This is a genomic window from Endozoicomonas sp. SCSIO W0465 (genome assembly GCF_023716865.1).
Classification (GTDB): Bacteria; Pseudomonadota; Gammaproteobacteria; order Pseudomonadales; family Endozoicomonadaceae; genus Endozoicomonas.
The window spans coordinates 5,747,906-5,766,333 of record NZ_CP092417.1; the positions used below are offsets into that span (position 1 = coordinate 5,747,906).

Consider the following 18,428-nt stretch of genomic DNA (forward strand, 5'->3'; position numbering starts at 1 on the left):
AGAGAGTATAGGCATTTTCACAACGCTGTGATGCTGGCTCAGTGTAATCGTTAAAATCATGCCATTCCCTTTAAGAAAAGGAGTGACTAAAGATAATTATTGTTATTTTGCCAGCATGAAACACCTGCATGCACCTGCGAGCAGGGAACACAAACGGAACGCATGGTTAATGAAACGGTAGGTTCTGGCGGCAAGGCGTAGAGAGCCCGGCTTGAAGGTATCTGACCAATGACTTCCATATTCATTTCAAGTGCTGGCTTTATCAGCGTCCAGTTCATGTACCAGCAATCGGTTAGCAGCCGTAATACCCGATCCTTCACTTCATTACGTACCACCTTGAGCATAGCCACAGCAATTATCAGTTACCTCGTTCCCACGGTCCCGAGGGTGTCGCAAAACCCTGTGGACACTCTGGACATCTCGTTCCCATGCTCCGCGTGGGAATGCATACCGGTCCCGCCACAGATACCATACTCGCATGGAGCCCCCGAAAACCCTGTGGACACTCCGGACACCTCGTTCCCACGCGGAGCGTGGGAACGAGGTGTCCGGAGAGTTTTGCGACAGCCTCTCCCCCGTGGAAATGCAGACCTTCACTAATCGATCTTTCCCAGCTGCCGGGCATTAACCAATAACATCGATTGTAACTATTCAGCACTGAGCAAAGGCATATTACAGTAATTCCGAACAGCTCTATGAAGTGATTGATATATGTCCATTCCCTGTTTTCTGGCAGACGACAAATAGCTGCGAATCCGTGCAAACATAGAACCACCGTCTGCACTCCTGAAGCAGCCTGAGATTTTCTGCTTTAACTTGGCCATTCGAACATCCCGCTCACTGCCATTGTTATCGAAGGGAATGGTAAAATCTGACATGAAGCGCAGTGTCTCAGCCTTGAACTCAGTGAGTCGTTTGAAGAGATTGTAAGCTTTAGTATTCTTGACTTTCTTGCGCTTAAGCTCCTCTCGTTGCTTCTCCATATAGACGACTTCTTTCATTAGAGCCCGCTGAAGCAACCGGTCATAAATCTTCTCGATTCGTTCACAGACAACACTTGGCATCTGTAGCATACCTATGGTCTTAAAGCCCTTGCAGTAATGCCAGGAAAGCCTCAGTAGCTTCATCAATCGCAACGCCAGTTGATTGCTGTCCCTATCAACAACACCCAAAAGCTCCCTCAGGTGATGGGCATTGCAAAGTACGTGAGTTGCCGCATATGCAAAATAGGATTTCCAATGATCATGAACCAGAACGCCTGCAAATGTTAGCAGTATGCCCATCGTGTCCATGGCCTCACGACCTCGCTTTTCAGACAAGTAGTAGAGCGTCCATTGTTCATCCCGCATAACGTGTAGCCAGTGCAAAGAGCCCTCGGCCCGCATACCCGTTTCATCGGCTCCGGCAACAGACGATTCCCGCAAGGCGTCACGAATAACCTCTTCAGTAGAAGCCAGATTTTCATAGGTTCTGGCCACAAAATTGGCGACAGTGCCTGCACTTACACTCATTTTATAGAGAGTATTAAAATACTCTGACACGCGCTTAAAAGGCAGGAAATGGTATTGGTTAAGATAGACGGCCATAGCCTGTGTGGCTGAGCCATATTGTGCGGCAGCGGTAACACCTTCCGGGAATTCAGCCTGATTCCGACAACCACAAGTGCAGATTTTTACTTCAGCTCTATGGGCCGTTACTTCAAATTCACCCGGTCTCCCTGGTTCAAACACCTGTCGTTCAATATATTTGACCGGCTCACTATCAAGAAGAGACGCCTGACATTTATTGCATTCTTTAACCGGAAGGTACTCAATATAGTCAGGGATATCGACCTGTTTAAGACAAGTGCCCTGATGCCCTTTCTTTCCACCGGCTTTATTACCAGAAGACTGTCTCAGACTTTTAGGATTGGGTTTTTCATCCGATGGATCGGTACCTTTATCTGCGGAAAGGTCGTCAGAATGATCTGGAGAATTACTGTTTTTACAAGGTTTTTGATAACCATCAGACGATGGCGGCTTGCTGCTGTTTTGACTGTTCTTGCCAACCTTTTCTTCCAATTCTCGACATCGCTCTTCCAGACAGGCAACTCTCATCCGCAGCTCTGCATTCTCTTTCAAGAGAATCTCAGCCGACATAGTTGCGGGTAGTTCTGGAATCATGCTGGCGAATATTGTGGAAAAATGGTGCTTAAGAGGATGGTATAAAAATCAGAAAATTCCAGATTTATGTGGGGGTGCTGAACAGTTACCATCGATTTATTCTCCTGCCGCAGTTCCACGTATGCCTGAACAAGCTCCCGGATACTCGCCTTACCAAAATCCCGCTCCACACATATGTCAAAAATTGCCGGTGAACGCGAATAGGTTTTCCATTTCCAGCAGGAAGGTGGTTCGTTTTATTGAACTGCTGTTCTTTTTTTCAGTCCTATCGGTATTACTAATTTATTAACTCAAGTTACGCACCTTGCTGAAAATCAGCCATTATTGGTGGCATGAAAAATGATCTCATAGAACTTTATTCTGACTACCTGTTGTCGTCGTCTGGGAAGACCACTGCAACGGGAGTGTCAGAGCTTTTGGATAATGTCTACAGTCATGACCAATTCACCCGATTGCTTTCAAACAATGAGTTTACCAGTCGTGACTTATGGCTTTACGTTAAACCCGTCGTGCGACAGGTTGAGTGCAGTGATGGGGTTTTGATCTTTGACGATACGATTCAGGAAAAGCAGTTCAGCAAAGAGAATGCCCTGAACACCTGGCATTTTGATCATACAAAAAATCGCACCGTGAAAGGTATAACCGTCATTCAGCACCCGTATCAGGAATAAATTTCCTGATACGGTCGCCCAAGAATTGAAATAATAGTCAACTGCCTTTCTTGTAATCCAACCACATGCTTTTCATGTCCATCGACCAATAGCACGTTGATACCCTGAAAGCAGAAAAACACCCAACGCGCTGTCGGGTTTTGGCAGGGTTTCCGCTTCATGTCCGGGAAAAACCGACTCTGTCGTTTTAGCTCATGCCTAATTCGATGCTGAATCGCCGCATACACTAACAGACACAGCGTCATCACCATCAGCAAGGCTTCTATTCGTTCCGGTTTCTTTAAAAACAGCGAAGAAACCAGAAACTCCGGGCTCTTCAAAAACCGAAAGCCACGCTCTACTGACTGTTGTGATTTGTAAGTACTTAGCACTTCTGCTGTACTCAGCCGACTGTCGTCCAGATCATTCGTCGCCAGCACAAAGCAACCCAGAGAACACTCTGCATCTTTGCGACAGTCAACGGATACCCAAGGATATCCGCTCACATAATATTCAATACTGTCCGGTTTAGAGCCTTTCTCCGGACGACCTACCTTGGTATAGCAGGGTTTCTCAGTAATGACAGGTTCCGCCTGACAATAAATAGTTTTTGACTGCCATTCATCGAACGCACGCAATGCGTCGGTTTCACACTTGAAGGCTTTTTTGGCCAGTTTACTGGTCAGCGCTTCTGCTTCTTTCTCAGACTTCTTTAGCATTTTTTTCAGCAGTGTTTTTTGTTCGCTCTTTCGAGCCTGCTCGCTGCGGACCAGAATCCAGCGCTGGGAGACACCCGCATGATCTGACAGCATTTCATGACTCTCATAGCCCTCAGCACCCTCCACTGGTGTCATTTCACAAGAAGCGACACTGTCAATCAGTTCTCTGGCTTCTTTGATTTTTGACGGAACCCGGGTGATAAATTGCTGGCCCTGCTGATGAAGTATCTGTACGTTATCTGTTGTATAAAGTGCTGCATCACCAATCAGGTAGCGATTATTCAGGGCTTCCCGGTAGGATTTCAAATGGCTGCTGATGACTTTTTTAAAGTTTTTATTGTCGTTTACGTTGCCACTGGACGCTTTCATAAAAACGGGAGGCTCTTGTAGGATTTCAGACTGCTACTGGGTTGAACATTGCTGAAGCCCTTTATCTACAAAGGTTGTCAGCATATTGTCCGGTAATGTTGCTCAATCCTTGTTTTTCGTGACCTACAGTCAGTTTTCACTGTAGAGCAGTTCGTAATCAAAATAGAGCCAAACGGGAATACCGGCCTGATTTTCCGTCATCATCAGCAGTATTGCCTGGTTGAGCTCGGGTCGATGATCCCTGCTGTATCCACGACAGAGTTTGATACAGTGCATATCTTCTTCGTCGACGTCAGATTCGCTGTTATAAACGCCGTCCACATGCAAGCTTGTTGAGTCAAGGTTCAGAGCCTTGCACGGCAGTTTTAAGACATTCACTGCCTTGACAGCCAGCGATAAATAGACCTCACTTACATCCAGTTCAAAAAGCTGATCCAGGGCTCTGCCGAGTACACTGTCGTTAATGTGTTCGGGTTTAATACCGGGCCTGATGAGTTTATCCAGCGGTTTATCAGCATGAAACTCCGGGAACATATGAAGCGTGCGGGCAGTGAACCCAAGGCCGTTAAGCAGCATTGATACTACGGTTTCGCCAAAGGAAATATTCCGGTGTTCAGATTGGTTAGGAACCAGGGAATCCAGATGATTAGAGATACCGAGTTCTTTGCACATACCGGCAACCAAACCCATATGATCGATACGTTGAATGTGGAACTGATGAGGATGCATTGGACATGTTCATTCTGAGAATTTTTTACATTTTAGCCGGTGTAGGGAAATTCTCAGATTGAGTGCTGAATGACGGGTATAAATCTGCTCAATGCACACTACCATGCCGGAGATGCGTCGATTCCTGTCGCCTATAAATTGATCGAGAAAACCATCCTGTACACCGACTTGAAGACAAAAAAGGTAAGACGATATGCAGAGCAAACCAAAAATGAAATGATGCGGGAGATGCTGATGATTTGCTGCCATAACCAGCTTATGTTCCGCTATGTCCTTGCAGATAGCTGGTTTTGCTCAAACGACAATATGATGTTTATTCGACACGACTGTAATAAACATTTCCTGATGGCGATGAAGTCAAACCGCAAGGTATCCCTCAGTCTGGACGACAAATTACAAGGCCGTTCACAGCGTATAGATACTGTTGATTTTTCAGAAGATAAGCCTGTACAAGGGTGGATAGCAGGTGTCGATTTCCCTGTTCTGCTATACCGTCAGGTCTTTAAAAACAAAGACGAAGCACAGGCATTCTCTATCTGGTTTGCAGCGATCTTGACTGTGATGCCGAGACTCTCAAGGCAATCTACGAGAAACGGTGGAAAGTCGAGGTCTTCCATAAAACGCTGAAATCGAATGCGTCAATGGCCAAGTCACCGGCGCATACTGTGAGAACACAGAGTAATCATATCTTTCTTTCAATTTACTCAGCCTTCAGGTTGGAAGTATTGTCATTGAAAGTAAATCTGAATCACTTTCAGCTCAGAGCCAAAATCTATATGGCAGGGCTGAAAGCTTCGTTGGGGCAGCTGAGAGAGCTGTTAGCTGCGTAACTTCAGTTATTAATACCGGTTTTTTGGGCATGGATACTGTTGTCGGATCGCCTTTTCACATTCCTGCAGATACGAATGCGCCTGCAGAGCATAATATCTGTGTTATTTGTTTTGAGGCTTTTCCTGGTCGTACTGTGGCGCCCACGGTTGTCAAAACCCACTGTGGCCATCGCTACGACCTTGGCTGTCTTTCCAGGTGGTTCGACGAACAGCAAAAGAAGGAGGATATCGCCACACGGAGTTGTGCGTTCTGTCGGCAAGGGGCGTTGCCCCTGGTACGTGAGGCGGGTGCCCGCCTCTATGAAGATTCCCCTTACTGTGAGCCCTTGCCTTTGCAGGCCGCCCGTACAGGTGATCTCAAAACATTGCAGAGATTGTTGGTACTTGATCCAGAGATTGTCCGGCAGACGTTCCGGTCTGCCGTGTCCGGCAAGCGTATTAATCTTTTGTACATCGCTGCCCTGAAGGGTCACACTGAGTGCCTGAAAGCCCTGATCGACGCCGGGGCGGACCCCAGCGCCGGCCTGACTTCCGGCGTCACCCCGGCGTACATCGCTGTCCAGAACGGTTACACTGAGTGCCTGCAGGCCCTGATCGACGCCGGGGCGGACCCCAACGCCGCCCGGACTTCCGACGGCGCCACCCCGGCGTATATCGCTGCCCAGAACGGTCACACTGAGTGCCTGAGAGCCCTGATCGGCGCCGGGGCGGACCTCAACGCCGCCCGGACTTCCGACGGCGCCACCCCGGCGAACATTGCTGCCTGTAACGGTCACACTGAGTGCCTGAAAGCCCTGATCGACGCCGGAGCGGACCCCAACGCCGCCCTGACTTTCGACGGCACCACCCCGGCGTACATTGCTGCCCAGAACGGTCACACTGAGTGCCTGAAAGCCCTGATCGACGCCGGGACGGACCCCAACGCCGCCCTGGCTTCCGACGGCACCACCCCGGCGTACATCGCTGCCCAGAACGGTCACGCTGAGTGCCTGCAAGCCCTGATCGACGCCGGGGCGGACCCCAACGCCGCCCTGGCTTCCGGCGCCACCCCGGCGTACATCGCTGCCCAGAGCGGTCACACCGCGTGCCTGCAAGCCCTGATCGACGCCGGGGCAGACCCCAACGCAGCCCGGACTTCCGGCGCCACCCCGGCGTACATCGCTGCCCAGGAGGGTCACACTGAGTGCCTGCAAGCCCTGATCGACGCCGGGGCGGACCCCAACGCCGCCCTGACTTCCGACGGCGCCACCCCGGCGTACATCGCTGCCCAGAACGGTCACACTGAGTGCCTGCAAGCCCTGATCGACGCCGGGGCGGACCCCAACACCGCTCTGACTTCCGACGGCGCCACCCCGGCATACATCGCTGCCTGTAACGGTCACGCTGAGTGCCTGAAAGTCCTGATCGACGCCGGGGCGGACCCCAACACCGCCCGGACTTCCGACGGCGCCACCCCGGCATACATCGCTGCCTGTAACGGTCACACTGAGTGTCTGCAAGCCCTGATCGACGCCAGGGCAGACCTCAACGCCGCCCGGACTTCCGACGGCACCACCCCGGCGTTCATCGCTGCCCAGAACGGTCACACTGAGTGCCTTAAAGCCCTGATCAACGCCGGGGCGGCCCCCGACGGCGCCCTAACTTCCGACGGCGCCACCCCGGCGTACATCGCTGCCTGTAACGGTCACACTGAGTGCCTGCAAACCCTGATCGGCGCCGGGGCGGACCCCAATGCCGCCCGGACTTCCGGCGCCACCCCGGCGTTCATCGCTGCCCAGAATGGTTACACTGAGTGCCTGAAAGCCCTGATCGACGCCGGGGCGGACCCCAACGCTGCCCGGACTTCCGACGGCACCACCCCGGCGTACATCGCTGCCCAGGAGGGTCACGCTGAGTGCCTGAAAGCCCTGATCGACGCCGGGGTGGACCCCAGCGCCACCCGGACTTCCGATGGCACCACCCCGGCGTACATCGCTGCCTTTAACGGTCACGCTGAGTGCCTGAAAGTCCTGATCGACGCCAAGGCGGACCTTATCTACGTTACCGCCCCCTAGTCATAGCGCGGTAATATTACCTCGTTCCCACGGTCCAGAGTGTCCGCAGGGTTTTGCGATAACCTCTCCCCCATGGGAATGCATACTGTCCCTCCAATCCAGTGGCACTGACTTAAACTTAAAAGCCCCGTAAACAGCGGGATTGATATAGATTTTCCATTTCCAGCAGGAAGGTGGTTCGTTTTAGTGAACTATCGTTCTTTTTTTCAGTCTTATCGGTATTACTAATGGCTCTTTTCGTATTGCAGACTGCTGATTTCATAAATCAGGCTGGAATCCTCCTGTGGCAGGGCTTGGCAATATTTAGCCAGCAGTTTCCTGAAGGCATTGTATATCAAGGCCTTTGGCCAATTTTCATTGCAGAGCAGTCTGTAACCCGAAAAGAGCCTTACTAATTTATTAATACCGGTTTTTTGGGCATGGATACTGTTGTCGGATCGCCTTTTCACATTCCTGCAGATACGCATGCGCCTGCAGAACATAATATCTGTGTTATTTGTTTTGAGGCTTTTCCTGGTCGTACTGTGGCGCCCACGGTTGTCAAAACCCACTGCGACCATCGCTACGACCTTGGCTGTCTTTCCAGGTGGTTCGACGAACAGCAAAAGAAGGGTGTCGCCACACGGAGTTGTGCGTTCTGTCGGCAAGGGGCGTTGCCTCTGGTACGTGAGACGGGTGCCCGCCTCTATGAAGATTCCCCTTACTGTGAGCCCTTGCCTTTGCAGGCCGTCCGTACAGGTGATCTCAAGGCATTGCAGAGATTGTTGGTACTTGATTCAGAGATTGTCCGGCAGACGTTCCGGTCTGCCGTGTCCGGCGAGCGTATTAGTCTTTTGTTCATCGCTGCCCAGGAGGGTCACACTGCGTGCCTGAAAGCCCTGATCGACGCCGGGGCGGACCCCAACGCCGCCCTGACTTTCGGCGCCACCCCGGCGCACATCGCTGCCTGTAACGGTCACACGGAGTGCCTGAAAGCCCTGATCGACGCCAGGGCGGACCCCAACGCTGCCCTGACTTCCAACGGTACCACCCCGGCATACATCGCTGCCTGTAACGGTCACATTGAGTGCCTGAGAGCCCTGATCGACGCCGGGGCGGACCCCAACGCCGCCCGGACTTCCGACGGCGCCACCCCGGCGTTCATCGCTGCCCAGAACGGTCACACTGAGTGCCTGAGAGCCCTGATCGACGCCGGGGCGGACCCCAACGCTGCCCGGACTTCCGACGGCGCCACCCCGGCGTTCATCGCTGCCCAGAACGGTTACACTGAGTGCCTGAAAGCCCTGATCGATGCCGGGGCGGACCCCAACGCTGCCCGGACTTCCGGCGCCACCCCGGCGTACATCGCTGCCCAAAACGGTCACATTGAGTGCCTGAAAGCCCTGATCAACGCCAGGGCAGACCTCAACGCCGCCCGGACTTCCGACAGCACCACCCCGGTGTTCATCGCTGCCCAGAACGGTCACACTGAGTGCCTGAGAGCCCTGATCGGCGCCGGGGCGGACCTCAACGCCGGGCGGATTCCCGACGGCGCCACCCCGGCGTACATCGCTGCCTGTAACGGTCACATTGAGTGCCTGAGAGCCCTGATCGACGCCGGGCCGGACCTCCCTTAATTCCCGCTTAAGAATGGATAGCTGATCGGATACTCTGTACCAGAAGCAAATTTGTACAGTTTTCATACAGGGTCGATAAAATGCTATCCAAATCAGCTCGTATTCATGGTGCAACCTGTGTGTTTTGCGTTCAATTATCACCCTTTAGGTAAAGCAGGGCTCCACAGCACTCTGTGTTATTCGTCAAGTCGGCAATCTTGGACTGATCAGCTGCAAATCGGCGGAGGCTTCATGTCCAGCCTGTTGCTGATCTCCAACAGCCATCCAAGATCTGCAGCCGTTTTGACGAACCACAATGTCCACTTTTTACCGCTATAGGTTAACCGGCCCACTGACCGGATCACTTTCCTGATCAGCGGGCGAATACCATGTCTTCTCTCTTTCTCTGGCAAAGCCTTGTACTGCAAAGCTCTCAGTAAAATCTGTGCCATTTGACCACAGGCGTAAAAAGCCTGATTGGCGTGAAATGAGCGACAGGGTGGATGGTGCAAATCCAGATCAATCAGTGGACCTTTCTGGGCATTCTCCTGCCCCTGCTTCTCCCGGTGGCGACGCACCAGTTCTGCCAACGGCAGATCAGAGCGGCTGACCAGTATCACTGAGTAGCGGGGCACTGCCAGCCACTGTTTTCCGTCATGCCAGCGGCGGGTCACGACATACGTCTGCTGACGGTTCCACCCGGCAGGCTGGTGATAAGACAGGATCGCCTCTTCTGTGTTGTCACTGCGGATAGGCGTCCAGGCACTTTTGGGTAAACCCTCAATACAATCGAGTACTGGACGGCAGTAGTTGTCATTGGTGACGCTGATAGAGAAGTCCCACGGACGGGCTTCAAACCATTCCACAACCTGTTTTCTGTAGTAGGCATTGTCCATTCTGGCCCAAACGGGGATGTCGTCACTCACCAAAGGCACGACATCATTCTCAAGCTGCTCTTGCCAGCCATAACAAACGTCAGAAGCCCCCGGGTTGAGGCGGGCACTGGCCCACAGGTGCCCGATAAAAATACTGTGGAGCCAGTACTGCCGACTGCCGCTGTAGCCGACTTTAGCTTCCTGAAACAGATGGCCATCCACCTCAATCTCCGTTCCATCAAGAAAGATCGGAAGGTAACTTTTCTCCTTAACGACGTGTTCAATAACATCGGGGGCTACCTGTCGGCAGAGATCACGAATAACGCCGTACAACGCCTTCACAGAATCGGCCTTGAACCGGGAAAGATACTCTCCCATTCGCCTTGAGCCTCTGACATCTTCGAGGCCAAGCAGACTGACGGTTGGCCTGTCTTTTTGCAGAATATCCATATCAGAAAGGTGTCCGTTACCCGCACAGAAGTTGTAAATCAGTCCCAGCAGGCTGTCTTTATCATCACAACCTCGGTTACGTTTTTTGAGCTGGATATGGGTTGATAACTGCTCAGGCAATTTGAAACGACGGGCAAGGCGGGCGATAAAAAGAGCCCCAGCCATACCGGTTAGTTTAGCGTCAGTGAATTCGATCTCGATTTTTTCAGGCTTGGGAATTATCATCGTACTGCGTCCCTGTGTTGCTCCTCGCAGGTGCTTCGTTGTTTGCACAGATATTTTACCTGAACAGCACAGAGGGCGCTCCTTCCAGCCGACACAGCCTTTCATTTTCAAATCATTAAGCGGGACTTAAGGTAAATACCACCCAAATAATAATAAAAACGGCTTACGGCTTACGGCTGATGGATCAGCACTTGCAGCCTTGCTTTTGGCGAGGTGGTTTATTGTTACCTAGGAGGCTGTCCGAGAACTAGCTATTGAAAAAACGAAAGCTTCAGCATTTTCTTGGCTGATCAAATATTGACCTAAATTTAGCCTGTTTTGGGGTAAAAATTGCGTTTTTTACCCTTTTGCTTGCCTTTATGCTGCCATTTTAAGCCTTTTTGCTTCTTCAAGACGGATTGATCCCGTTGAAACCGATTTGACAATTTTTTTGAAATTATAAGCACTGCAGACCAGTGAAAATTCTCCAGCCACTTTTTCCTTACCCCGGACACTGAACCCTCTGAATCCTGAGTTCTTGATTTGGCCAAAAGGCGGTTCCGCAATCACCTTGCGACGCTCATAAACCGCTTTGGCCTCTTTGGTTTCCATTTTGCGGTTCATCGCCTGGCGTATGGCTTCGTGGCGGTCTGTGCGAATCACTTTCCCCGGGTCTTTGTTGTCACCACTGCACCTTTTACGTAACGGGCAATCCCGGCAGATATCTTTACTGACGCGGTAGCTTTTGTGTTTTGCTTTGCTAGCCGTGTTATAAATCAGCTTCTCACCGGCAGGGCAGGTAAAGCTGTCGTCTGCTTCATGGTAAATAAAATCCGCTTTGACAAACTTTCTGTCAGAGTCTTCCAGTCCCTCTGTTGCAGGCTTCTCCTGTCGATCCGTAGCCATGTAAGCGTCAATGTTCGCATCATCAAACGCTTGCAGGTTGGGCCCTGAGTAATAGCCATTATCCTCACTCATTTTGCCAATGGACGCGTTATCTGTTGCTTCTGCAATGGCTTCAAGTGCAGGCTTTACTTCCTGCTTGTCATTGGCATGCTGGCTGATGTGCTGGCCAACAATGATACCATTATCGCTGTCGACGCTGATCTGGGCGTTATAACTGTACTGATAGCCACTGCCTTTTTTACCCATGATCCTGGCATCATGATCAGCAAAGCTGATTTGCTTTTTGTCGTCTATCGGCTTATCGGGATTCAGGGCCTGTTCCCGTTCTTCAAGCGCTTTTTTGGCCTCCTGGATTTTCTCTAACCGTTCCTGCTTGAATTGCAAGTCTTCAGGAATGCTGTAGCCAGTCTCCTGCTGATAAGCATCGTCCTCTTCACTGTCACTGGTTTCGGCTTTTTTAATCAGGGCCTCAACTTCAGCCATTAATTCAGCTTCTTTGGCCTTAAGTCGTGCGTAGCTCATGGCCTTATGCTTTGATGAGTCGGCTTTGAATTTGGAACCATCAAGAGCGATGTGGCCCAGCGAGGCCATCTGTAGTTCCCGGGCGAGCAGCACGCTCTGTTTGAAACTGCTTTTAAAAAAGGTGGCCTGGTTTTTACGAAAGTCACTGAGCACCCGGAAATTTGGGCAGTGCTGTTTGGCGATATACATGAAAGCCAAGTCCTGATTGCAGCGCCGTTCAATCTCCCTGGAGCTGAACACACCATGGCTATAGGCATAGATCAGGATCGATATAATCAGTCGTGGGTGGTAGGCATTCTGGCCAAGATGGTGATACTGCTTTTCCACTTCAGAGGTGTCGATATGCTTGAAGATATCTTCAAAAACGAAGCAATCATGATCTGGTGGCAGCAGGTCGAAGATGTTCGATGGGAACATCAGGTGCTGGTCAAAATCAGCAGGGTTATCTTTGAATTTGATTGATGACATCCGTTTCGGCAACAACAAAGTGGGCAGAAGATGCCTGATTATACTTAATCAGGCTATTCTCGGACAGCCTCCTAGTTCTCGTCCAAAAACACAACCAATTGAAAACTGTAGATTTTATCCTGAAAAATTAAGTGGAGCCCTACTGCTATCTGGCGACTAAACTTCCCAAGAGCAAGAAACATAAGGGATTGCCAAAAACAGAGGACTCCAAATGCGCAAAAAACGCACCCGCAGTGTAGTATGGAACTCCATTACGTACCTCATGAAATCTGCTCCCAGCTTTCCGGTATCTCGCAATGGCTTGACGCCCATCCACAGTTCAATGACTGGATTTATGAGGACTTAAGTTCTGGTGATAAACAGAACACTGGGCGGAACGGACTATCAGCAGAATCCGTTCTTCGTGCGGCACTCCTGAAACAGTATTTGAATTGTGATTATGACTACTTGTCGTTTGTTTTGATGGACTCCATGCTCTTTCGAGACTTTTGTCGCCTCGAACCAAACCAGCGCCCCAGTCGCTCCAGTTTGCATGGGCTCATCAGCCTTCTTACTGCATTTACATGGGAACGGATTAATAACTGTCAGCTAATGACCACTAAAGATCAGGGTATTGAAAAAGGGCGCACTGTGGCTATTGACAGCACAGTCACCGAATCGGATATCAAACCTCCTTGCGACAGTGATCTTTTAGCCAGTTCCGTTAAAGAAATTTGTCGGCTGCTGGAACGGGGACAAACACTGACAGCGACACCGCTTTATGAATATACCCATCACAACCGAGCCGTAAAAGATGCGGCCAGAAAATGCATCTACGCTGGCAAAGAAGAGCGGCATCAGCATTATAAAAAACTGCTGCAGTTGACCCGAAAATCCCGGAAGGTACTTATCGAAGCTACTGTCACGCTAGCAAACGCCCGTCAGCAGGGGCAGTGTCTCCTGGCTGATGATGCCGACAAGTGGCAGGCCGATGTGGATCACCTGTTACCCCTGGTGGATGCAATAGTCTCCCAGACAGAGCGCAGGGTCTTTAAGGGTGAAAAGGTGCCAGCCCAGGAAAAAGTGGTTAGCCTGTATGAACCCCATACGGATATCATCGTAAAAGACAGGCGGCAAGTACAGTATGGCCATAAACTGAACCTGGTTCAGGGAAAAAGTCGATTGATCCTGGACCTGGTTATTGAGGAAGGTAACCCAGCGGATTCGGACCAATTCATTCCGATGATGGAAAGACAAAAAGAAATTTATGGTCGTGTACCTCGCCAAACAAGCGGTGACGGCGGATACGCGTGTCGCGCTAATTTGGAAAAAGCCAAGGCCATGGGAATCAGCGATGTAGCTTTTAATAAGAAGCGCGGACTTGAAGTCGAAGAGATGACTAAAAGAAAGTCAGTATGTGTATAAAACGCTCGTAACTATTCAGCACTGAGCAAAGGCATATTACAGTAATTCCGAACAGCTCTATGAAGTGATTGATATATGTCCATTCCCTGTTTTCTGGCAGACGACAAATAGCTGCGAATCCGTGCAAACATAGAACCACCGTCTGCACTCCTGAAGCAGCCTGAGATTTTCTGCTTTAACTTGGCCATTCGAACATCCCGCTCACTGCCATTGTTATCGAAGGGAATGGTAAAATCTGACATGAAGCGCAGTGTCTCAGCCTTGAACTCAGTGAGTCGTTTGAAGAGATTGTAAGCTTTAGTATTCTTGACTTTCTTGCGCTTAAGCTCCTCTCGTTGCTTCTCCATATAGACGACTTCTTTCATTAGAGCCCGCTGAAGCAACCGGTCATAAATCTTCTCGATTCGTTCACAGACAACACTTGGCATCTGTAGCATACCTATGGTCTTAAAGCCCTTGCAGTAATGCCAGGAAAGCCTCAGTAGCTTCATCAATCGCAACGCCAGTTGATTGCTGTCCCTATCAACAACACCCAAAAGCTCCCTCAGGTGATGGGCATTGCAAAGTACGTGAGTTGCCGCATATGCAAAATAGGATTTCCAATGATCATGAACCAGAACGCCTGCAAATGTTAGCAGTATGCCCATCGTGTCCATGGCCTCACGACCTCGCTTTTCAGACAAGTAGTAGAGCGTCCATTGTTCATCCCGCATAACGTGTAGCCAGTGCAAAGAGCCCTCGGCCCGCATACCCGTTTCATCGGCTCCGGCAACAGACGATTCCCGCAAGGCGTCACGAATAACCTCTTCAGTAGAAGCCAGATTTTCATAGGTTCTGGCCACAAAATTGGCGACAGTGCCTGCACTTACACTCATTTTATAGAGAGTATTAAAATACTCTGACACGCGCTTAAAAGGCAGGAAATGGTATTGGTTAAGATAGACGGCCATAGCCTGTGTGGCTGAGCCATATTGTGCGGCAGCGGTAACACCTTCCGGGAATTCAGCCTGATTCCGACAACCACAAGTGCAGATTTTTACTTCAGCTCTATGGGCCGTTACTTCAAATTCACCCGGTCTCCCTGGTTCAAACACCTGTCGTTCAATATATTTGACCGGCTCACTATCAAGAAGAGACGCCTGACATTTATTGCATTCTTTAACCGGAAGGTACTCAATATAGTCAGGGATATCGACCTGTTTAAGACAAGTGCCCTGATGCCCTTTCTTTCCACCGGCTTTATTACCAGAAGACTGTCTCAGACTTTTAGGATTGGGTTTTTCATCCGATGGATCGGTATCTTTATCTGCGGAAAGGTCGTCAGAATGATCTGGAGAATTACTGTTTTTACAAGGTTTTTGATAACCATCAGACGATGGCGGCTTGCTGCTGTTTTGACTGTTCTTGCCAACCTTTTCTTCCAATTCTCGACATCGCTCTTCCAGACAGGCAACTCTCATCCGCAGCTCTGCATTCTCTTTCAAGAGAATCTCAGCCGACATAGTTGCGGGTAGTTCTGGAATCATGCTGGCGAATATTGTGGAAAAATGGTGCTTAAGAGGATGGTATAAAAATCAGAAAATTCCAGATTTATGTGGGGGTGCTGAACAGTTACAAACGCTCTTTCGCTTCCGGGCAGGTATTGAAGCGGGAATTTCGTGGCTAAAGAGATGTTTTGGGCTATCACGTTGCCACTGCAAGGGTTCTGAGCGTTTTGATTCTCATTGCTGGTTATCGGTGGTCTGTTACAACCTGGTGATTCTGGCCAGACACCCGGCACCATCCTGATAGCCACCTCCACGCTACATGAAAGTACCTTTCCAGCATGGTGGGAGGATGTTTTCTGCCTGCTTTTCGCGTTTTTCTCCAGTATCCGTCCCAGATTAGAGAAAAAAAGGGAAGAGTTTTTGCGGCTCTCTGGAATTTCAGGAAATATCAAAACGCACGTACAATCTAATTATGATTGCCTGATGCGTTTTTGGACGAGAACTACCTACGGGAGAGTCAGCAGTGTATCCCGTATTCAGGCGGATAGGATAATACGTCACTGCCCGTAAAATAATAGCCTCAACCAACAGGCCAGGGTCTTGAGTTGAGAGAAACACTGCATCAGGGAAGAGGTGTTCAGGTATCACAGTGACGTGAACCAATGGAAGCCTCAAAAAACCAGGCTGGACGCACAGGAAACCCCAACGACACTGTTCGTTCTCTACGGCCTCGCTTTATGCGGGGTTTTTGTTATTGTATTTTTTGTCGTCCCATGAGCTTAAACAGGAAGAAAGGGCTAAGTTACCGTTAATGGTTGAATCAGCTAAACTCCCATAAAATCTACGTTGTAGGGGAGTGATATGCAATCTGAACTCTTCCAGAATTTTATTGATTCCATTTCAACATTAACCAGTGAACAGCGAGACATTCTTAACAACTCGCTCCTTAGTACTCAAATAGAGGTTACCGAGGTAGTAGAAACCACTGACTCTGAACCTGTTTACAGTGAATCTATACCCAATAACGATAATGCAACACCTGACGTAGAAAAGAGCATACTTGCCCAATTTGCCGAAAACCCCAGGTGCCCCAAATGCAAAAGCCATAGCGTTGGTCGCTGGGGCATACGAAATGGCCGACAGCGCTACCACTGCAAGACTTGCGACTCAACGTTTAACGCCTTTAGTGGAACGCCTTTGGCAAGGCTCAGGCACCCTGAAAAATGGAACAAGTACCTCGCAGGTATGACTCACTCTATGGTCTTGCGACCAGCTGCTGCTGAGAATGCCATTGACTTGAAAACTGCGTTCCGCTGGCGTCACCGCTTTCTTGAAGTGATTAATAATGATCAAGCAGAAGAGCTTTGTGGCATTACTGAGCTTGATGAAACATTTTTCCGTGAATCCTTCAAAGGGCAAAGAGAAGGCCTTCCACGGCCAACCCGAAAGCGGGGTAATGATCCCAACAAAGCCCGAAAAGTCCCGGTAATGGTGGCTCGGGACCGTAATCGAAATACCGTTGACGGTGTATTAGAAAACGAAAGTGCTAATGAATTGTGCAGGCATTTAAATGGCCGCATATCGATACAGGCCACGGTCTGTGCGGATGCACACCTCGCTCACGAAAAACTTGCTGACAAGCTTGGATTTGTCTTCAAGGAGCTGGTGACATCAGCAGGTCAACATGTTGTTGAAGGCATCTACCACATCCAGACTGTAAATTCTTATCACAGTCATTTAAAACGCTGGATTGGCGGCGTATTCCAAGGGGTTGCAACTCGTTACCTTCCCCATTATCTGGCCTGGAGGCGAGAACTGACGGCAGCAAAAAAATTAACTGTTGGCCGGTTGATCAGCAGAATTACTGAACATTGGTGCTTCCAACCATTAACGGTAACTTAGCCGGAAGAAAGCTTATCAAGCAGGGCATTGTTATTTGTTATGAGATGCCCTGATGGTTGATCAGAGTTGGGTAATTAAACCATTCCGCCGATTCCCTTGCGCCAGCCAGGCAATGCGGGCAAGTTGGTAGGCTCGCAGTTCTTTGTATAACGGGTGCTTTGGGTCCAGTTTCAGGTGAGTAATGGAATTAACCAGCATATTGTTGTTGACTTTTGCCGGTGGCTCACAGGCAAGAGCCAAACCACCCTCAACACCCAGGTAATGGGCGTTAACCACTTTTAGCCTGGTGTCTTTTTTCAGCTTAACATCCCTCTTATCGTCTGAGCGCAATGTGGCCAGTAGCGCTTTACCGGGAGTGACGGTCATGGGAAGGTGGGGTTTCAGGCGTTCTATAAGGTCAAGAACATAGTCCTGTTCTGATGGCTTCATGGTTGCGTTTCCTGTGGGGGAAAAGCAAAGTATCCTACTCTCTTTTTGCATTCAGTCCATTCCTACAGAGTTCTGTCTACCCAGATAAAATTATTCTGATCCAGCTTCTGCTCGCCACTCCAACGGTAAGCCACCAGTTTGCCGCCAGGCCTTGCGACACTGTAATCAACGCAGGCCACGCTGTCGCTCAAAGCCCCGGGATTACCGTCTATCCAGTAATGCCCAACAAACAGCGGCAGGCTTTTGAACCAGTCAATGGTCTCCCGGTGTCTATGAGAACCAAAGGGAAACTCGGCAATAAACTCAGCATGATCCCGGATATTTTTTCATTATGGTGGCGCAGGTAATCTCCGGTGTTATCGGGTATTGAGTAGCAGATGGCATTGAACTCATGATTGCCCATCACGGCAAGCGCGCTTTCCTGTTCTACCATTGAACGACAAATATCGACTGTTTTCCGATGCTGACCCTTGCCATCGATAAAATCCCCGACAAATATGGCTTTGCGTTCAGGGTGCTTATAAACCGTTCCCTGTCGTTGATAGCCAAGCTTCAGCAATAGAGCTTCAAGTTCATCAGCCCGGCCGTGGATATCTCCAATAATGTCGTACATTTTTATTCTTCTCGTTGGTAAATGGAGGTGTAAGATGGCGGATCAGCATCAGTCTGACGA

19 protein-coding genes are annotated in these 18,428 nt (G+C 49.9%); 9 read left to right on the forward strand and 10 right to left on the reverse strand.

Annotated elements, in window-relative coordinates; all coding sequences use genetic code 11:
• Positions 1 to 86: 86 nt before the first annotated feature.
• Together MJO57_RS25720 and MJO57_RS25725 are read right to left on the reverse strand one after the other, a co-directional pair.
• Complete coding sequence (locus MJO57_RS25720) at positions 87 to 344, reverse strand: hypothetical protein (protein ID WP_252019848.1); 258 nt, start codon at positions 342 to 344, stop codon at positions 87 to 89.
• A 303-nt stretch (positions 345 to 647) separates the two neighbouring features.
• Entirely contained in the window at positions 648 to 2,162 is a 1,515-nt protein-coding gene (locus MJO57_RS25725) for an IS66 family transposase (RefSeq protein WP_252017330.1), read from the reverse strand.
• On the opposite strand from MJO57_RS25725, the gene MJO57_RS25730 reads away from it, so the two are divergent.
• Together MJO57_RS25730 and MJO57_RS25735 are read left to right on the forward strand one after the other, a co-directional pair.
• Entirely contained in the window at positions 2,161 to 2,451 is a 291-nt protein-coding gene (locus MJO57_RS25730; protein ID WP_252019850.1) for a hypothetical protein, read from the forward strand. The two genes, MJO57_RS25725 and MJO57_RS25730, sit on opposite strands and share 2 nt — an antisense overlap.
• A gap of 43 nt (positions 2,452 to 2,494) precedes the next feature.
• Positions 2,495 to 2,833 carry a transposase gene (locus MJO57_RS25735; RefSeq protein ID WP_252019852.1) on the forward strand — a complete coding sequence of 113 codons (339 nt, stop codon included), beginning with the start codon at positions 2,495 to 2,497 and terminating at the stop codon, positions 2,831 to 2,833.
• Here the strand turns inward: MJO57_RS25735 and MJO57_RS25740 are convergent.
• Positions 2,824 to 3,900, reverse strand: coding sequence for an IS1634 family transposase (locus tag MJO57_RS25740; protein WP_252019853.1), 1,077 nt, complete (start codon positions 3,898 to 3,900; stop codon positions 2,824 to 2,826). The genes MJO57_RS25735 and MJO57_RS25740 overlap by 10 nt on opposite strands.
• Positions 3,901 to 4,029: 129 nt before the next feature.
• Positions 4,030 to 4,629 (reverse strand): IS1634 family transposase, encoded by a 600-nt coding sequence (locus tag MJO57_RS25745; RefSeq protein WP_252019854.1) that lies wholly within the window; start codon positions 4,627 to 4,629, stop codon positions 4,030 to 4,032.
• Between the two features lie 69 nt (positions 4,630 to 4,698).
• Between MJO57_RS25745 and MJO57_RS25750 the strand changes: the two genes are divergently transcribed.
• The 3 genes from MJO57_RS25750 to MJO57_RS25755 are packed head-to-tail and all read left to right on the forward strand — an operon-like array spanning position 4,699 to position 7,513.
• Positions 4,699 to 5,256: a hypothetical protein gene (locus tag MJO57_RS25750; RefSeq protein ID WP_252019855.1), complete on the forward strand. Its 558-nt coding sequence runs from the start codon at positions 4,699 to 4,701 to the stop codon at positions 5,254 to 5,256.
• Positions 5,166 to 5,459, forward strand: a complete 294-nt coding sequence (locus tag MJO57_RS33475) for a hypothetical protein (RefSeq protein ID WP_371924919.1) — start codon at positions 5,166 to 5,168, stop codon at positions 5,457 to 5,459. Before MJO57_RS25750 ends, MJO57_RS33475 begins: the two co-directional genes overlap by 91 nt.
• A gap of 29 nt (positions 5,460 to 5,488) precedes the next feature.
• A complete protein-coding gene (locus MJO57_RS25755) occupies positions 5,489 to 7,513 on the forward strand; it encodes an ankyrin repeat domain-containing protein (protein ID WP_252019856.1) in 2,025 nt (674 codons plus the stop codon).
• A 118-nt stretch (positions 7,514 to 7,631) separates the two neighbouring features.
• Here MJO57_RS25755 and MJO57_RS25760 read toward each other — a convergent pair whose 3' ends face one another.
• Positions 7,632 to 7,775: a hypothetical protein gene (locus MJO57_RS25760; protein ID WP_252019858.1), complete on the reverse strand. Its 144-nt coding sequence runs from the start codon at positions 7,773 to 7,775 to the stop codon at positions 7,632 to 7,634.
• 157 nt (positions 7,776 to 7,932) lie between these two features.
• On the opposite strand from MJO57_RS25760, the gene MJO57_RS25765 reads away from it, so the two are divergent.
• Positions 7,933 to 9,129 carry an ankyrin repeat domain-containing protein gene (locus MJO57_RS25765; protein ID WP_256492351.1) on the forward strand — a complete coding sequence of 399 codons (1,197 nt, stop codon included), beginning with the start codon at positions 7,933 to 7,935 and terminating at the stop codon, positions 9,127 to 9,129.
• 206 nt (positions 9,130 to 9,335) lie between these two features.
• On the opposite strand, the gene MJO57_RS25770 is transcribed toward MJO57_RS25765, so the two are convergent.
• Both MJO57_RS25770 and MJO57_RS25775 read right to left on the reverse strand, forming a co-directional pair.
• Positions 9,336 to 10,658 carry a transposase gene (locus MJO57_RS25770; protein WP_252019862.1) on the reverse strand — a complete coding sequence of 441 codons (1,323 nt, stop codon included), beginning with the start codon at positions 10,656 to 10,658 and terminating at the stop codon, positions 9,336 to 9,338.
• A gap of 357 nt (positions 10,659 to 11,015) precedes the next feature.
• Positions 11,016 to 12,533, reverse strand: coding sequence for an IS1182 family transposase (locus MJO57_RS25775; protein WP_252017502.1), 1,518 nt, complete (start codon positions 12,531 to 12,533; stop codon positions 11,016 to 11,018).
• 240 nt (positions 12,534 to 12,773) lie between these two features.
• Here MJO57_RS25775 and MJO57_RS25780 point away from each other — a divergent pair, with 240 nt between their 5' ends.
• Complete coding sequence (locus MJO57_RS25780) at positions 12,774 to 13,937, forward strand: ISNCY family transposase (RefSeq protein WP_252019864.1); 1,164 nt, start codon at positions 12,774 to 12,776, stop codon at positions 13,935 to 13,937.
• A gap of 11 nt (positions 13,938 to 13,948) precedes the next feature.
• On the opposite strand, the gene MJO57_RS25785 is transcribed toward MJO57_RS25780, so the two are convergent.
• On the reverse strand, positions 13,949 to 15,463 hold the full coding sequence (locus MJO57_RS25785; protein ID WP_252018143.1) for an IS66 family transposase: 1,515 nt from the start codon (positions 15,461 to 15,463) through the stop codon (positions 13,949 to 13,951).
• Between MJO57_RS25785 and MJO57_RS32905 the strand changes: the two genes are divergently transcribed.
• Both MJO57_RS32905 and MJO57_RS25795 read left to right on the forward strand, forming a co-directional pair.
• Positions 15,462 to 15,725, forward strand: a complete 264-nt coding sequence (locus tag MJO57_RS32905; RefSeq protein ID WP_256492354.1) for a transposase — start codon at positions 15,462 to 15,464, stop codon at positions 15,723 to 15,725. The genes MJO57_RS25785 and MJO57_RS32905 overlap by 2 nt on opposite strands.
• A 560-nt stretch (positions 15,726 to 16,285) precedes the next feature.
• Complete coding sequence (locus MJO57_RS25795; protein WP_252017335.1) at positions 16,286 to 17,326, forward strand: IS1595 family transposase; 1,041 nt, start codon at positions 16,286 to 16,288, stop codon at positions 17,324 to 17,326.
• Between the two features lie 60 nt (positions 17,327 to 17,386).
• On the opposite strand, the gene MJO57_RS25800 is transcribed toward MJO57_RS25795, so the two are convergent.
• Both MJO57_RS25800 and MJO57_RS25805 read right to left on the reverse strand, forming a co-directional pair.
• Positions 17,387 to 17,755 (reverse strand): hypothetical protein, encoded by a 369-nt coding sequence (locus tag MJO57_RS25800; RefSeq protein WP_252019866.1) that lies wholly within the window; start codon positions 17,753 to 17,755, stop codon positions 17,387 to 17,389.
• 208 nt (positions 17,756 to 17,963) lie between these two features.
• Positions 17,964 to 18,368 carry a metallophosphoesterase gene (locus MJO57_RS25805; RefSeq protein ID WP_252019867.1) on the reverse strand — a complete coding sequence of 135 codons (405 nt, stop codon included), beginning with the start codon at positions 18,366 to 18,368 and terminating at the stop codon, positions 17,964 to 17,966.
• Positions 18,369 to 18,428 lie beyond the last annotated feature (60 nt).